Source organism: Pseudomonas sp. (assembly GCF_035554175.1).
Lineage (GTDB): Bacteria > Pseudomonadota > Gammaproteobacteria > Pseudomonadales > Pseudomonadaceae > Aquipseudomonas.
The window spans coordinates 21,252-34,466 of sequence record NZ_DATMIV010000011.1 but is presented as its reverse complement, the minus strand read 5'-3'; the positions used below and the strand labels follow the sequence as shown (position 1 = coordinate 34,466).

The window sequence follows — 13,215 nt, the reverse complement described above, 5'->3', positions numbered from 1 at the left end:
TCTGCGCCGTTCGTCCGGCACTGATCTTCTATCGACGTGAGCTGTGGGTCAGGGTCGGGCGGACACCTAGCATCTTTGGATGTTGTTGATACGCTTCTTTTCGTCGAGACAGGCTTCGCCCTGTTGCGTGATCTCCCATAGTGCCGGACTGCGTTGAACACGACTCAACAGTCCAAGTTGCGTCAACAAATCCAACCAGTGTCGACCAATGTCTACGCCGCCAGCTTCGAAGTCACTAGCGCATTCTTCGAAGCGTCGTAGCTTGCTGATGACTTTTTCGGCGAATGGATGCATCACCGCTACCGGCGCCGTCGGCGCTGCATCAAGCATCAATACCCATGCGCTGATTGCCCTGCCGCGCGCCAGATGCTTATCACTGGCCTCATCGTCTACGGCTCTCAGCATTTCCGCCGTAGGACTGACCGGCACCAGCTTCCAGCCTTCAGGCTCCACCGCTACCGGCGCGGGCGGCGAGGTGTAGAGCGGTTCGACTGTGAGCGCCAAATAGTAATCTCGCTCGTCGCCTTTAAAAGTTCCGTTCGCGGCTAGCGCTTTGCGTTCAAGCAGCACAGCGCTATGCGCCACCGTGGTCGGCTCCCAAGGCTTTTCGTTCTCCCAGGATGCATGGCCCTCTTTGTAACGATACGCAACCGGCTCTTGGCGCTCGACGACTGGAGCGGCGAGAAGGGCGCGCAGCTCTTTGCGGGCCTCCACCGACACTCTCAAATTAATCCCGAAAGCGCGCTCAATTAGGTCGCGCGGCACGCTGACCATTTCGTTACGGCTCATGCCCGCATACTCCAGTTGATCCCGCTCGCGACCTGCTCATCGAAAACCTTCGCGAGATGAATGAGGCGGCAGAAGATCGCCGCAACAATGCATGCCAGTACAAACCAGCCGGCAATGATTTTCAGGAATAGCAGAAGCCAGATCATAGTCGAACCCTCTCTTCACTCTGGCGGGGCACCGGTGAGCTCGCTGGCCTCGATTCCAGCTCTTCTTCGTTAATCTCGCAATGGTGCTCCAGCAAGTTGTCAGGAATGCAGCTGATGCCGTTTCCGCCGCTGCCTCTGATCATCCAGCAGGTGACGCCGAATTCGTCGTCGTGGAAGCGTTCGGCCGCGCCGGGAAGATCATCGGCGCGGACGGCGCCGGCCACGACCATAAGCACAACCATGAGCCCGAAAAGGATCTTTTTCATATCATGCTCCAGATGAGAGCGCCGACTCCCAGCACTGCCAGAACAACGGCCATATAGATCACCGGCTTTGCCGCGTCTTCAAGTTTTTGATCAGGTGGCTCGTGTTTCATTGCACACCTACCGCATGCGGCAATTCCCGCGCAGACTCGATGAAGCCAGTGGACTTCACGTCTCCGTCCATTGCGTTGATGAACATCACTTCTACCTTAGCTGAGTCGACCAAGACCTTACCTACCTCGGCGATAGCCTTGGCTCTATCAATGTCCATCGGCTTGTCAGGGTCCTGGAGGGCCTCCAAAGTCGCGAACAAGTGATTACGTAGGTCTGTCATCTTATTTTTCATGGGATGCCTCGTTGATGGCGCGCCTTAGCTTGTTGAGTTGGCGGATAGTGTCTTTCAATTCGGGCGGGTACCTATGGAAGGTGTTGCGGCGCATGTTCTCCGCGCGGCTCAACAGTTCCAAGTTTTCGAGCGTAATGTCCTGTGTATTCCTATTGCGGAAGACAACAATGTGGCCTGGAGGGATCTCACCGTAAGCTTCTTCCCAGATCAGCGAGTGGACTGACTTCCACCTGCGATGGGCAGGGCCGTCATCACGAACTTTACGCTGGCGAATGCCGTCATCGGTCACTCGTTCGGTGCCGACCGGTACGTTGTTGTGGGGCATTGTGCCCGGGGCAAATCGGGTCTCTACTGACCTTCCACCACAGTCGAAGCTAATTCCCTTATTCCAAGGTCGTTGCCCCTTCTTGAAGCGGAATGCCTCCCCGGCTTTGCTCTCTCGGCGCAAACGACAGGCGTGCTCACTGGCAAGATAGGCCGCGCTGCGCTTCAGGCCTAGGCTTGCAGCCTTTCCATAGATGGCATAATCGGGCCGCCCGAAAGTGGCGATCAGCTCTGCCATGGGGGTATCGCCGTACAGTTCGGCGAGGCGATGTTCATCGCTTGTCGTCCAGAATTTTCGGGTCGGTGCTTTCTTTGCGCTTGCACCAGGTGAAAAGATCTCTCTGGCCCTCGCAAGAGCCCGTTCGGCGATCGGGTTCATGGTTAGGCTGCTTGAGTCGGTGGGTTCATGGCGAAATACACGCGGGCGCAAGCCTCGGTATCGGGGCGGGCGCGGTGACCTCCGACAAGCTCCTCACCGGTGAAGTGCAGAAGCGCTTCGGCGACAGTCGGAGTCTTGAACGCGTTTTTGAAGTTGGTTGCCTTCATCGCCTCGGTGGGAGGCAGTTGGCACTCAGGCTTGGCCTTGGTAGCCGTGCAGTAACCGGGTGTTTGTTTGAAGATGTCGGCGACCGCTTTGCTTCGGTACCGAGCCATGGCAATGCGCATGATCCGATCATCGAAGTTGATGTTGTGGGCGATGCGCAGGTCGGCGCGTTCGTGAATCGCCAAGAAGCCGTCCAACGCTTCCGCCTCTGGGATCCCCAAGTCCATGGCCATCTCATGAGTGATGCCGTGGATTGCAGTAACGTCGGCAGGAATAACCCAGCCATCAGGCCGTACCAGGGCTTCGAAGGAGTCGACCAGAACGCCGTCATCGCTGTAGAGCAGGGCGCAGATATCGACCAGGTGAGGCTGGCGCGGATCGTCGCTTGGATCACGCCAGAGTGGGAGGCTGGTGGTTTCGGTGTCGTAGGGCATGAGCAGCATAGTGATTTCCTTGAGGAAAAAAGAAGGCGCCCGGAGGCGCCTGAGGTATTGGGAGTGAGGGGTTAACTGGCTTGCTGCAGGTGTTGGTCGCCGATGGCAACGCCGCCTTCGATCCAGACCGCATTGATTTCAGGTGGCAGCTTCGCGGGCTTAGCCTTGAGGGTGCCGCACACGATGGCGCTGTGAACGGTGCCGGCGTTTGCCATGGTCACCAGCATGCCGAGCAGCTCCCCGCGCCCAGGCAGATCTAGCACGTCGAAACGATCGAGGATTACGAACTTCAGGCCGGAATGCTGAGCGATGGCCAGCGCTAATAATGCGTCGACACGCCAGCGCTCAGACTCCGACAACAGCGTGTAGAGGCGCCCGCCGGCGGTGATGTCCATGTCGGCGCCGATCTCTACCCTTGGCCAACCCGAAAGGCTCGAGCTTTCGGCCAGGCTATCGTTGATTGGCTTGATGGCGCCGATCAGGATTTCGCTCGGAATGCCGTCCGGCGCGAGCAGGTTCGCGATTTCGGTCCATGCCTTCACGTCGACGTGATGCGCAGCCGCATCAGTTGCCTTCTGCTCAGCGCTCGCGATCAGATCGAGCCGATCGGACATCGCGTCAACCTTTGCCTTGGCGGTGTCCCGGGCCTTGCGTTGAACCTGAATCGCAGCTTCGACACGCTCGATCATGGCGTCAGTGACATCCTCGCCGGCGGACTTCACCAGGGCATCAAGGTCGCGCCCGGCCTGCTCGGATTCGTGCACGGCCTTCTGGTCGTTGACCTGGGTGCGAGCGAGCAGATTGTAGGATTCATTTGCGGTTTTCAGATCTGCCTGAGCCGTGGCCAGTTTGGCGGCGTCGGCGGTCTTGCCCTTGAACAGTTCAACAACCTTTCCGATGATTTTGAGCTTTACACCGCACTCGGGGCATTCGCATGGGCTTTCACCCGAGAACGCCTGAACCCTTTGTTCGGCATCGCTGACCTTTGCCTTCCATCCTTCCAGATCGGTATTGGTGGTTTCGAGCTTCTTCTTGCGACGGTTTAGCTCGAGGTAGACCTTTTCGAGTTCTACCTTGCGGGCCGCGGAGTTGTCACGGGCTTCGCGCTTGGCATTCAGGCCGCCCAGGTGCTGAGTGCCTTTCTCGATTTCGGTAGCAGCTTTGGCCAGGTCGGCCTGAGCCTGCGCCAGATCGTCCTGGGTGACTTCCGGCGCATCATCCGGCAGCGGCTGAATGGTGACCATCCAGCCTTCGGCCTTCTCGCTGCCGTATACCTCGCCAGTGACTGCTTTCCAGGCACCGCGGCATTCGCTGGTGTAGGTCTTGGCCTGCTCCTGAGCGGATGCAAAACCGCTCAGCAACATCGGTTTGATCAACTCGACTTTGGCGGCATCGGCACCCTTGGCCAGCAGCTTGTCGACCACCACCTGAGGCTTGCTGCTGGACTTGGTCAGCGCGAATAGCATCTTGCGCCGATCGACTTCCTTGAGGCTGGCGAATAGGGAAGGCGTGAGCACGTAGGGCAGGTATTCGTCACCGACCGCCAGCGTGTGGTCTCCTTTGCCGGCGGGTAGGGTGTAGCTGCTGGCCACGTCGTCATGACTGACGATGATCTGCGCTTTCTTCTGCCCCTCGGTGACCAGCTGCTTATAGTCCTGTTTCTGCGCAACCCGCGCCTTACCACCCAGCGCCAGGTTGATCGCTTCCTGAAGGCTGGACTTGCCGGCGCCGTTCGCGCCAGCGACCAGAGTGATGGGGGCGGCAAGCTCCAGATTGGCCGATTTGAGCCCTTGGAAGTTTTCGACGAAAAGGTGATTCAGGCGCATGGCTTTTTACTCCAGGTTCAAATCAAGGTCGGTCAGCGCCTTGATCACCTTGTAGGTGTTTTCGAGTGGGTTGATCGATTCGTCATGCAGCTCAATCACGCCTTCTTCCAGCATCAGCAGGATCAAGCGTGTGGCCGTAGCACTGTCTACGGCAAAGCGGGATTGCAACTTGTCAACGTCAACGGTAGTGAAATGAAGGACGACAGAGCGGCAGATATCGCCGAGTGTCAGGCCGGCGAATTTTTCGACACCCAGGCTCAGAAATTCGCCATCGATCGGCTCGTTCTCGTCTGGTGCGTCACCGCCCCAATTGGCGTTTTCCATGCTGCCATCGCCGCCGTTGAGATCCATGGCGCTCTGATCAGGATCGGCCTTGGTGGATTTCATGTTGCCCATGTGCTCGTCGGCGCTGGCGATGATCAGCAGGCAATCCTTCTCGACGGAGTCCTGCAGCTCATGTCGCCCCTCTGAAGTTGGGCTGATGACGAATACTGCTTTGATCTTGCTCTTGGTGGTGATCTGCTCGAGCTTGCCCACTACGGTGACCCGTTCAGAGCTGGCAATCATGTGGGTGGCCAGCGTCACAGCGGCGTGCACACGAGAGGACAGCCGCTCGATGATGTCCTCCTGTTTATGTTCGGTCAGCTTCTGCCAGCAGTCGGGCATGATGCGAATTTCTTGCACCAGTCCAGCGAGCAGCTTTTCGCCTATGGTGTTAGCCGTCATTTGCAGAAATTCAGGGTTTACGTCATTCATTGAGGGAGTTCCTAGTAATTGGCAATGCGCTCGAGGATTGCCTGTTGGTTTTCACTGAGGTGGGTATGCGCGCCGTACCGTTGAAAGTTGGCGCGTAGGTCGCTGAGGAACTGATCCTCCCACTCACCATTGGCGTGCAGTTCGGCCACTGCCAGGAGCACGCTGAACTCTTCGACGCGATCGAATATTTCGAGGATTGATCTGGCAGGCATGGCGATTACTCGAGCTGCAGGCCGGTGGTGTCGGCTGGCTCGGTAACTGTTTCGGGGGTGTCTGTTAGGTTTTCTGGCTGATCTGCTAGGTTTTCGGCCGTTTGTGTTAGGTTTTCTGGCGAATCTGTTGAATCACCGTCGCCCTGGTCGTCATCATCATTGATGATTGCCGGCGCCTCCGGCTCTTTGTTGCGCAGGTCGTTGACGTCCACTGTGTAGTTGCCGGCGCCGTCCGGAGTGGCGTCGATAAAGTCGTGAACCTCTTCTTGCGTTTGCAGGCCCATGAGCAGCTCTGGCGCATACAGTCGACCGAACAGGCTAGCTGCGCGATATCGCAGCATGATTTCCGGCATCGTTTGCCACTTACTGCCGTTCTTCGTCAGCCAGCCTTCATCGATGGCCATCTGCATCGATACCATCGGCCCATCCAAGCGATCGCCGGTTTCCTTCTCGATCACCCAGGCTCGACAGGTTCGATGCTGAATGGTGGTTTCCCGTTTTTCGTCCGTCTTTTTGTCGTTCTTCCAGACGGCAGCGGTGTACTTCACTACTTCAACTTCACCCGGTTCGCTTAGATCGAAGCGCAGTGGACTGAAGCGGCCGCAACTGTTGATCGCGGCGATAATGAACTGGCTTGACCAGCTCGGCCGGCCTTCGATCACGTACAGGTTCTGCATCACCATTAGCGGATCTGCGCCCATCCGCTGCGCCATGTTCAGCGCTACAACGCAGTTCGGCAGGCCAGCCGGGTTGGCCACGTGGCCAGTGACCTTGCCGTACTTCTTGATTTCGGTGAACGCCCGATACTGCGCCGGTACCAGGGTCGAGGCACACAACGCCTTAGCCACACGCTGGATCTGGTCAAAACCGGAGCCGGTGAGCAGCGACATCGGCGCGTCGTTCTTAGGCGCTGCAACTGCGCTCGTTTGCATCTTCGCCAGGGTAGTGGGCTCGCTCATGATTTCACCTTGCGGGAGGCCAGGTATTCGGCCTCGGTTGCGATAGATATAAGACGTTTATCGGCCTCGTTCTTTGGGCTTTCGTAGCACTTCACCTGGGCGGTGTAGAACCTCTCTCGATCCCAGACTCGGTGGTGGCTGATCACTGGTGCACGCTTGCCGTTTGGATCGGTCAGGCGTAGATAAAGGTCGGAACCTTGCATCGCTCGATTCATGGTTGATTACTCGTGGTAAGGGCAGGATGACCAGCGCGGGCAGTACTTCGCGCTGCAGAGAAAACTCTGTGGGTTTGGCGGGAACAGGCCGGTGCGGAACATCTCGGCGCCGATCTGAATCAGCCCTGGGAAATCGTCGGTACCGACCATCATTTGCTTGGCGCCGCGAATCTCCCCGACACCAAGCTCGGGCTTGCCTTTGGTCTTGAGCCCGATGATGTGTGCCGGGGCGGTGCAAGGCTCGCCGGTGGTGTGCTCCTCGAGGATCTCGTAAGTCCCGATCTGGGCAGCATGACCTTTGGTCTTGGCCACCCCGTCGACGACAGCGGCGCCGCCAGTCTTCACGTCGGCAATGCCCTTGCCGTTGCTCGTCTTGCAGATCCGTGCCCGGTCGAGCTGGCCGGTCAGCTTGACGATCACGCCGCCACCGCAATCGATCTCCAAGGGCGTCGCGGTCCGCTCGACGGCGACATATTCATAGCGCGGGCTCACTTCGTTGCAGTACCTGGTGTGCAAGGGCAGGGCGATGCGCTCGGCCTCGGCCAGCGTCAGCTTGTCGGACTTCCAATCGACATCCCGCTCGGGATTGCGCAGCGTGTGAATAAGCAGCTCGGCGGTGTCGAAGGCCGTGAGGTTGCTGCCATTCATGCGGGAGACATCGAACGCCGCGGTGCTGGCGTGGATCGATGTTCCCAGGTGCGCGCGCGGACTACTTGGTGAGTAGTGGCCAAGCAGCTGGACCCATTCGAATTTGAAGGCGCAGTCGAACAACGAGCCCCACGAAGAGGCGCGGACGGTGATCACGCTCATGATGCACCCCTAGCTTTTGCAAATGCCGTCGACATCGATGTCGACCAGGTCGCCTCAATTGAAAATCGCTCAGCGATCGCACAGGCCTCGAGCTCGAACCATCCGAAGTGGCATTGTTCAACGAAGATCCCCATCTGGGCGGCCAGCCACTGATAAGCCCCCGTCCGGCTCAGCCCCATTCGTTTCATGTGGGCGTGAAATGCTGCCTTGCTCTTGTTCCGAGCCGCCCTCAACTGCGCATTGGCCAAGGTGCCCAATGGCACGTCGGTGTCCGGATGCAGACCGACGTATGAACCGCAGTCACTGCACAGATAGGCAAAGGGCCAGTCACCATAGCTGCGACCGTGGTAGATAGCGGAGTTGCAAACCAGGTGCACTGCGCCGGCACAGTAGCGGCAGTCGGTCGGCGCCGGCAGTGGGTTTTTCACGCGCTTCAGTGCTCGGCGGCTGATGTGTGGGAGCGGTGCAGGCGCAACAAGGCGCTCGGCGCTGTTCGCCCGAGGGTCAATTTGCATGGTGGAATCCTATTGAGTAACGAGGCCCGCGATTGCCGGGGCCAAAAAGACAATGCCGAGGAACAGCAAACCGGTGAGAGTTCGGCGTCTACGCTGGTTTCTGGTCATTGACCGTCCTCGCTTTGAGCATGCCGCGCGGTGTGTCATCAATCCGGATTGGATTTGGTAAATCAGTGACCAAAGAAAAGCCCTGCGATTGCAGGGCTTGAATGATGCCGCGCCGGTTACGGGCGATGATGGTCATGGCAGAAACCTCGGTCCGGGATTGTCGATCCAGCGCGCGTCGATCTGGGTAATGCGCTCGCAGTACTGGCGGAATTCAGTCCCGCTGATTGCGCGCAGCGAATGGCAGACAGACACGACGGTGTAAGCCGAACTGGAATACACCAGGTGCATATACTCACTGGCGCCGTCCAGCACCTGGATAGCGCTTTCAATCATCTCAGTAGCTGTTTGGTGCTTCTCTGTTTCCGTAGTCATGGGATGGATTCCCTGTGTGAATGCATAGGTCGCCACCCTGGCCGGAAGAGACTTCCGAAAGGTTCATCCAGCAAGGTGGCGGCGTATGAAAACGATGGGAGGAGGGAAGTGCCAGGTCACGCCCGAACGATGTAAACCTGCAAGTAGCCGTGAGGAGACTTACAAGGACGATAGCCGTTCTGGGCGCCCCGGCTGCTGGCGATGATGGTCGCGCTCTACACAGCTTGCGCGTCATGGATATCCCTAAGGCCCGCCATGCTCGGGTGGTGATACTTTCGCATCGGTGAGCCCTCAAGCGATGGCACACGAACCATCCAACAAGACTGTCGTTGTGCTTAAGAGCTCACCGATGCGCTCTCGGGGAGAGAATCGGGCAGTTAGCGACAAGCTGTCTTGTGGCGTTGGTTATTCTTTTGGAGGTTTCGACAGGCCCGCTTTAATGCGCTGCGTTACCTCTTCTCGGTGCACTGCAATTTCCTTCGGAGCCGCAATTCCGATCCTTACAGTTTGTCCGTTTACACCCAAAACGGTGACTGTGATTTCGTCACCGATGGTCAAGCGCTCATCTACGCGCCGGGTCAGTATCAGCATGCTCCATTCTCCTTGCTTTTGTGGTTTTCCCAATGCCACCTGGTGAGAAGTGGCATCAGTGAAACGCCCCGATAAGCCTTGTACAGGAAGGGAAAGGTGCCCGGATCTTTAGCCACGCCGGGCCGTGGTATCGTCGCGGGTTCCTACACCAGCGAGAGAAATACATGATCAATAATCACAGTGGCTCTAAGTGTCCAGACTGTGGGGGTGCTGTTCCTGAAGTCATGAACACTATCACTGCCGATATTCGAACTAGGCGTTTTGAAATTGCCTATTGCGAGCCTTGTGGCTTTCCACTGAGAGTCGTTGAAATGCAGGTTCCAGGATTCCAGAGACAGGTTAGTACAGGCCTGCGTTCTAGTTGATGGAAAGCGCCGCGTATGACATTAGCAACGGCAAACGCGGCGCGAATCGATATAGGCCTCTACCAATTCGCCCTCACCATTTAGGTATGCAACTGTGGCATCAAGGCGAATTGCAGCCCGGACCGGCGTATAGAAGCCATGGGTCGTATTGTCGTCTTCAACTAAACCGCTGATGATCATTAATCCCTCGATGGGCTGATTCGCCAGTCCATCTTTCCACTTCACGTGATCGCCTATTTCAAGTGGCGCATGCTTCTGAAGCAGCAGTGCTGCCAGCTGTATCAATCGTTCGCTACTCATCATGTGTCTCCGTTGATTCCCGTCTGGCCCTGTCGCCAAGGCCTATTTGTGTCTCGCGAAATCGTCATGGCAGGCGAGCTGCCAATGCCAAGCGTTGATGGAGGCGGGCGCGGTGGTTATGGAACCACTGAATCATCTCGGCCTTGGCCGGGGCCCATCCAGCGCCTTCCCGGCACTCAGCCATAAAACCCATGATGTTGGTTGCTACGCCGCGAGCCCGACGAGCCTTGAACTGCTCCATGGTTTCGCCTTCAGCGCGCAGTTGGTTTTGATTGCGCATTTGAATACCCTCCGGTTGTTTTCCCAATGCACCCGTCACCAGGTGCATCAGTGAAAAATCTCCGGTATTGCTGGCCGCTGTTACACGCCACCTGCGGATTGGGCGATTATTTGTTCGGGAGCCCTTGAGGCTCGACAGCCAGTCGCGGTTCGTCACCCACTGGCACTCTTGTGATCCAGGACTCTCTATGCTTCGAGTCACGCGGCGAGGCTACCGCTGTACCGTTTTGCCTTGAGGGCAGGGCCATGGCTTGCTGCGGCCTTTGGAGCTAAAGAGCGTTTCGGGTTGCCCCTTCGCGGCGGTGTGTTGCTGCGATGGGTAATATTACCCATAGGTTAAAAACATGGTCAACACCCTCAGGTAATAAAATTATCCCGGACGAAAAAAAACCCGCACAAGGCGGGTTTTTGGGGGCGGGTGACGGGCGGTTACATTGCGAATCCTACAAACACCGTGCGCCCCAGAATGCTATTGGGGTCATCAAGGTCGATTTCTTCTTTCTCATATTCCGGATTCGCGGGTTTGACGTAGGTTCGGCCCCCGTGAGGGGTGAGTGCGCCCATAATAGGGTCTTGGCCCTTGACGGAAGCAAGGACAATCTGCCCTGGAGATGCCACTGAATCGGGATCGATCACGGCTATCCAATCACGATGAATTGGACGCTCAGCTCGGGGGCCAGCCATTGAATCATTCGGCATCCGTATAGCGAAGGCGCGCACTCCTACCGAAATTGGGCAAGGTATAAACGCCTCAATCGCAATATTCGACATCTTGTAACCTCCCGAGACCCACTCAATGGCCTTGCTCAGCGAGATTAGCGGGACACTGTATATGTGTCCAGTTTCGGCAGGAGGGGAAATTGTCCTATCCATAGCGAGGTTTTGTCCTTGCGATGATGGCAAATTGACTTCTGCTGACCTGTCTAGCGCTGGCCTTTCACCAGAGGAAGCTAGTCCTTCCCCCTCCGGTTTGTCCAGAGCTAAAGGAAGCAATCCAAGACGATTTTCTAAATCGCGTGCGAATTCCTCACCGATATTTTTTCGATGCTTTTCATTGTCCGTCAGGCAGCGTGAGATGTAGCTGTGCGCTCGATCAACAGCCTCGGCCAAGCCAGCCATCCGACCATTGAATTTCTTTTTTACGAGCGCGCGCAGGTTCGCGCGGCGAATTTCATAAATATCCATTAACGAATGATCTCAGTTCGCTACCTACAGGTAAATAACCTAAGGGTGTTGCCATGTTGTTACCTCGGGGTTATATTTCGAATACTTTTACTCGAGAGCTCCCCATGAGGACCAAAAACACAGAGCTGCTGGCATGGCTGAAAACAGCTAATGACTCGGAAGTGGCGAAAACAGGGACCAGTCGTGCCTATCTAAAAATGATCGCATATGGCTACAAAACTGCTTCCGCAGAAATCGCTGTTAGAACCGAGACGTCTACAGGCGGACTAGTTACTCGCCAAGTGTTACGTCCGGACGATTGGCATGAGATCTGGCCCGAGCTAAAAGGCCACCAGAATCCTTGCCTCGACGAGGCCTTAAGTCATGCGAGCTGACCCACAGACACTGATAGCGTCACTACTCGGCGCAGTGAATCAGTGGTGCCGCCGGGAAGGGCTGAGCCGAGAAACGGTATCGCAGCTGATCGTCGAAGCCCATGAGCGAATCGACGGCCCGACGACCACCGGAATCAAATTCGAATCCGATCGGGACACCTACAGGCGCATGGCCACGAACTCCGAGCGGATTTTTCGTTGGCTGAATGACGCCACCAAGGAAACGAATTTACTCCCGGCCAATTTCATCCCGTCGATCCTTGCGGCGCTGCCCGACGACCTGAAGATCCAGGTGCTTGGCGAGCTGCTGGTCCCGCTTGGCGTGTCCGTCAGCTTGATCGCCAACGAGCCCTCAGATGGCGGCGTGTTTCAACACGTCCAGGCAGTTATGAAAGAGGGCGGGGAAGCGCAGCAGGCGTTGGTTTACCTGCTGGACGACACGAATCAAGACCGTTTGAAAATCGCTCATCGCGAGGTGTGCGATTTGCTGGGAGCTGGTGGTCGGGCGCTGTGCCTGATCGAACAGAAGATGATTGAAGAGAGCAAGACATCATGAGCGAAAAAAGACATACGCACGAACAAGAGCTGGATACGCTGCACGTCGTGCTAACCCAAGCTCTACCAGCCGCCGCAAGGGACGGTCGCGACGATCTGCCAGCCTTGGCCATTCAATGCGCCCAAGCTGTCAGGGCAGGCTACGTCGAGCTGCCTAAGCCAGCAACCGCCCAGTTCTCAATCGACCTGGGGTCGCTACTTTCGAAGGTCGAAAAAACAGTCGAACAGCTACCTTCTGAGAAGATTCCTCAGTTTATCGACGATGTTGAGCGCTTGCTCTCTACCGCTGAAGCGACGTTCGTCACCGCTGAAGACAACTCCGCAGCCGGTGCAAGTGGTGGTCGCGTCTACCGCTTCGATGTCGTTGGGATCGATGAGTTGTGTGCTGCCGCGCTTGCGCAGCAGGGCCCGACATCATGAGTTGCGCACAAGCGAAACCCACTCTTTGCCCTGCATGCACTCCACCAGGAGTGATGCGAAACGTGGATCGAGCCGGCCTTCTGTTGAAGTCCTTGGAGTCATTGACGGAGCGAGACTCGACCGCTTGGGCAGAGTCAGTACTGAGTGAAGAATCCTACCCTTTGCTGGCGCTCAGAGCTGCCAGAAAGGATTTCCTGACAGCATTGATCCTGCTCGGCTTTATTCCTTCATGTCCAGCAGTCGAGCATCTGCCACTTTCGGATCGCCGACTAGGACGAGTATCTCCTGCCGGTACAGCTTCGAATCATCATTCGACTCTCGAAACACCTGATGACGAACCATCAGCACTTGATACGTCTTGTGGATGCCCTTGTCCGGGTAGGACTCAACAAGGTCAATTAGCTCGCCAATGCGGGGCACGATGGGCGCCTCGGTAAACCGTAGCAGTACGTCAGAGACCTTCATATCACTAGGTCTTTTCGCGTCATCTGCAAGGTATTGGAAGTGCATTGCGTAAGACATGTCCG

General features: G+C 56.9%; 22 protein-coding genes. 2 read left to right on the top strand and 20 right to left on the bottom strand.

Translation table 11 applies throughout. The features are described 5' to 3' along the window. Positions 1-66: 66 nt before the first annotated feature. The 19 genes from VNV36_RS05405 to VNV36_RS05315 all read right to left on the bottom strand — a co-directional run bounded on the left by VNV36_RS05405 (position 67) and on the right by VNV36_RS05315 (position 11,339). Positions 67-789: a hypothetical protein gene (locus VNV36_RS05405; protein ID WP_325716860.1), complete on the bottom strand. Its 723-nt coding sequence runs from the start codon at positions 787-789 to the stop codon at positions 67-69. Then, complete coding sequence (locus tag VNV36_RS05400) at positions 786-935, bottom strand: hypothetical protein (RefSeq protein ID WP_325716859.1); 150 nt, start codon at positions 933-935, stop codon at positions 786-788. The genes VNV36_RS05405 and VNV36_RS05400 overlap by 4 nt, the downstream gene beginning before the upstream one ends. After that, positions 932-1,201, bottom strand: a complete 270-nt coding sequence (locus tag VNV36_RS05395) for a hypothetical protein (protein ID WP_325716858.1) — start codon at positions 1,199-1,201, stop codon at positions 932-934. Before VNV36_RS05395 ends, VNV36_RS05400 begins: the two co-directional genes overlap by 4 nt. Positions 1,202-1,307: 106 nt before the next feature. Further along, positions 1,308-1,544 carry a hypothetical protein gene (locus VNV36_RS05390; RefSeq protein WP_325716857.1) on the bottom strand — a complete coding sequence of 79 codons (237 nt, stop codon included), beginning with the start codon at positions 1,542-1,544 and terminating at the stop codon, positions 1,308-1,310. After that, entirely contained in the window at positions 1,534-2,247 is a 714-nt protein-coding gene (locus tag VNV36_RS05385) for an HNH endonuclease signature motif containing protein (RefSeq protein ID WP_325716856.1), read from the bottom strand. The genes VNV36_RS05390 and VNV36_RS05385 overlap by 11 nt, the downstream gene beginning before the upstream one ends. Before the next feature lie 2 nt (positions 2,248-2,249). Continuing rightward, entirely contained in the window at positions 2,250-2,855 is a 606-nt protein-coding gene (locus VNV36_RS05380; RefSeq protein WP_325716855.1) for a 3'-5' exonuclease, read from the bottom strand. A gap of 62 nt (positions 2,856-2,917) precedes the next feature. Further along, positions 2,918-4,672, bottom strand: coding sequence for an AAA family ATPase (locus VNV36_RS05375; protein ID WP_325716854.1), 1,755 nt, complete (start codon positions 4,670-4,672; stop codon positions 2,918-2,920). A gap of 6 nt (positions 4,673-4,678) precedes the next feature. Next, positions 4,679-5,428 carry a cell division protein FtsK gene (locus VNV36_RS05370; RefSeq protein WP_325716853.1) on the bottom strand — a complete coding sequence of 250 codons (750 nt, stop codon included), beginning with the start codon at positions 5,426-5,428 and terminating at the stop codon, positions 4,679-4,681. Between the two features lie 11 nt (positions 5,429-5,439). Further along, positions 5,440-5,640, bottom strand: coding sequence for a hypothetical protein (locus VNV36_RS05365; RefSeq protein WP_325716852.1), 201 nt, complete (start codon positions 5,638-5,640; stop codon positions 5,440-5,442). Positions 5,641-5,645: 5 nt separating this feature from the next. Then, positions 5,646-6,599, bottom strand: coding sequence for a recombinase family protein (locus VNV36_RS05360; RefSeq protein WP_325716851.1), 954 nt, complete (start codon positions 6,597-6,599; stop codon positions 5,646-5,648). Next, positions 6,596-6,802, bottom strand: a complete 207-nt coding sequence (locus tag VNV36_RS05355) for a hypothetical protein (protein WP_325716850.1) — start codon at positions 6,800-6,802, stop codon at positions 6,596-6,598. The genes VNV36_RS05360 and VNV36_RS05355 overlap by 4 nt, the downstream gene beginning before the upstream one ends. An 18-nt stretch (positions 6,803-6,820) precedes the next feature. Continuing rightward, positions 6,821-7,624: a PD-(D/E)XK nuclease family protein gene (locus VNV36_RS05350; RefSeq protein WP_325716849.1), complete on the bottom strand. Its 804-nt coding sequence runs from the start codon at positions 7,622-7,624 to the stop codon at positions 6,821-6,823. Further along, entirely contained in the window at positions 7,621-8,139 is a 519-nt protein-coding gene (locus tag VNV36_RS05345; RefSeq protein ID WP_325716848.1) for a zinc-finger-containing protein, read from the bottom strand. The genes VNV36_RS05350 and VNV36_RS05345 overlap by 4 nt, the downstream gene beginning before the upstream one ends. An 88-nt stretch (positions 8,140-8,227) precedes the next feature. Next, positions 8,228-8,383, bottom strand: coding sequence for a hypothetical protein (locus VNV36_RS05340; protein ID WP_325716847.1), 156 nt, complete (start codon positions 8,381-8,383; stop codon positions 8,228-8,230). Continuing rightward, positions 8,380-8,619, bottom strand: a complete 240-nt coding sequence (locus VNV36_RS05335; RefSeq protein ID WP_325716846.1) for a hypothetical protein — start codon at positions 8,617-8,619, stop codon at positions 8,380-8,382. The genes VNV36_RS05340 and VNV36_RS05335 overlap by 4 nt, the downstream gene beginning before the upstream one ends. Before the next feature lie 405 nt (positions 8,620-9,024). Then, positions 9,025-9,210 (bottom strand): carbon storage regulator CsrA, encoded by a 186-nt coding sequence (gene csrA, locus VNV36_RS05330; RefSeq protein WP_325716845.1) that lies wholly within the window; start codon positions 9,208-9,210, stop codon positions 9,025-9,027. A 386-nt stretch (positions 9,211-9,596) separates the two neighbouring features. Then, positions 9,597-9,875, bottom strand: coding sequence for a hypothetical protein (locus VNV36_RS05325; protein WP_325716844.1), 279 nt, complete (start codon positions 9,873-9,875; stop codon positions 9,597-9,599). Between the two features lie 64 nt (positions 9,876-9,939). Next, the gene (locus VNV36_RS05320; RefSeq protein ID WP_325716843.1) at positions 9,940-10,311 is read right to left on the bottom strand and encodes a hypothetical protein; all 372 of its coding nucleotides are present in this window, start codon (positions 10,309-10,311) and stop codon (positions 9,940-9,942) included. A 272-nt stretch (positions 10,312-10,583) separates the two neighbouring features. Then, entirely contained in the window at positions 10,584-11,339 is a 756-nt protein-coding gene (locus tag VNV36_RS05315) for a S24 family peptidase (RefSeq protein WP_325716842.1), read from the bottom strand. Between the two features lie 363 nt (positions 11,340-11,702). Here VNV36_RS05315 and VNV36_RS05310 point away from each other — a divergent pair, with 363 nt between their 5' ends. Beyond that, positions 11,703-12,269 carry a toxin YdaT family protein gene (locus VNV36_RS05310; RefSeq protein ID WP_325716841.1) on the top strand — a complete coding sequence of 189 codons (567 nt, stop codon included), beginning with the start codon at positions 11,703-11,705 and terminating at the stop codon, positions 12,267-12,269. Next, positions 12,266-12,688 (top strand): hypothetical protein, encoded by a 423-nt coding sequence (locus tag VNV36_RS05305; protein WP_325716840.1) that lies wholly within the window; start codon positions 12,266-12,268, stop codon positions 12,686-12,688. Before VNV36_RS05310 ends, VNV36_RS05305 begins: the two co-directional genes overlap by 4 nt. Positions 12,689-12,907: 219 nt before the next feature. On the opposite strand, the gene VNV36_RS05300 is transcribed toward VNV36_RS05305, so the two are convergent. Then, positions 12,908-13,210: a hypothetical protein gene (locus VNV36_RS05300; RefSeq protein ID WP_325716839.1), complete on the bottom strand. Its 303-nt coding sequence runs from the start codon at positions 13,208-13,210 to the stop codon at positions 12,908-12,910. Positions 13,211-13,215: the final 5 nt, after the last annotated feature.

Coding starts and splice junctions, on each gene's coding strand:
- VNV36_RS05300 (WP_325716839.1), bottom strand. CDS start 13,210: ATGTCTTACGCAATGCACTTCCAATACCTTGCAGATGACGCGAAAAGA.
- VNV36_RS05405 (WP_325716860.1), bottom strand. CDS start 789: ATGAGCCGTAACGAAATGGTCAGCGTGCCGCGCGACCTAATTGAGCGC.
- VNV36_RS05315 (WP_325716842.1), bottom strand. CDS start 11,339: ATGGATATTTATGAAATTCGCCGCGCGAACCTGCGCGCGCTCGTAAAA.
- VNV36_RS05380 (WP_325716855.1), bottom strand. CDS start 2,855: ATGCTGCTCATGCCCTACGACACCGAAACCACCAGCCTCCCACTCTGG.
- VNV36_RS05375 (WP_325716854.1), bottom strand. CDS start 4,672: ATGCGCCTGAATCACCTTTTCGTCGAAAACTTCCAAGGGCTCAAATCG.
- VNV36_RS05340 (WP_325716847.1), bottom strand. CDS start 8,383: ATGACCATCATCGCCCGTAACCGGCGCGGCATCATTCAAGCCCTGCAA.
- VNV36_RS05370 (WP_325716853.1), bottom strand. CDS start 5,428: ATGAATGACGTAAACCCTGAATTTCTGCAAATGACGGCTAACACCATA.
- VNV36_RS05360 (WP_325716851.1), bottom strand. CDS start 6,599: ATGAGCGAGCCCACTACCCTGGCGAAGATGCAAACGAGCGCAGTTGCA.
- VNV36_RS05365 (WP_325716852.1), bottom strand. CDS start 5,640: ATGCCTGCCAGATCAATCCTCGAAATATTCGATCGCGTCGAAGAGTTC.
- VNV36_RS05310 (WP_325716841.1), top strand. CDS start 11,703: ATGCGAGCTGACCCACAGACACTGATAGCGTCACTACTCGGCGCAGTG.
- csrA (WP_325716845.1), bottom strand. CDS start 9,210: ATGCTGATACTGACCCGGCGCGTAGATGAGCGCTTGACCATCGGTGAC.
- VNV36_RS05345 (WP_325716848.1), bottom strand. CDS start 8,139: ATGCAAATTGACCCTCGGGCGAACAGCGCCGAGCGCCTTGTTGCGCCT.
- VNV36_RS05395 (WP_325716858.1), bottom strand. CDS start 1,201: ATGAAAAAGATCCTTTTCGGGCTCATGGTTGTGCTTATGGTCGTGGCC.
- VNV36_RS05335 (WP_325716846.1), bottom strand. CDS start 8,619: ATGACTACGGAAACAGAGAAGCACCAAACAGCTACTGAGATGATTGAA.
- VNV36_RS05355 (WP_325716850.1), bottom strand. CDS start 6,802: ATGCAAGGTTCCGACCTTTATCTACGCCTGACCGATCCAAACGGCAAG.
- VNV36_RS05305 (WP_325716840.1), top strand. CDS start 12,266: ATGAGCGAAAAAAGACATACGCACGAACAAGAGCTGGATACGCTGCAC.
- VNV36_RS05350 (WP_325716849.1), bottom strand. CDS start 7,624: ATGAGCGTGATCACCGTCCGCGCCTCTTCGTGGGGCTCGTTGTTCGAC.
- VNV36_RS05390 (WP_325716857.1), bottom strand. CDS start 1,544: ATGAAAAATAAGATGACAGACCTACGTAATCACTTGTTCGCGACTTTG.
- VNV36_RS05385 (WP_325716856.1), bottom strand. CDS start 2,247: ATGAACCCGATCGCCGAACGGGCTCTTGCGAGGGCCAGAGAGATCTTT.
- VNV36_RS05400 (WP_325716859.1), bottom strand. CDS start 935: ATGATCTGGCTTCTGCTATTCCTGAAAATCATTGCCGGCTGGTTTGTA.
- VNV36_RS05325 (WP_325716844.1), bottom strand. CDS start 9,875: ATGAGTAGCGAACGATTGATACAGCTGGCAGCACTGCTGCTTCAGAAG.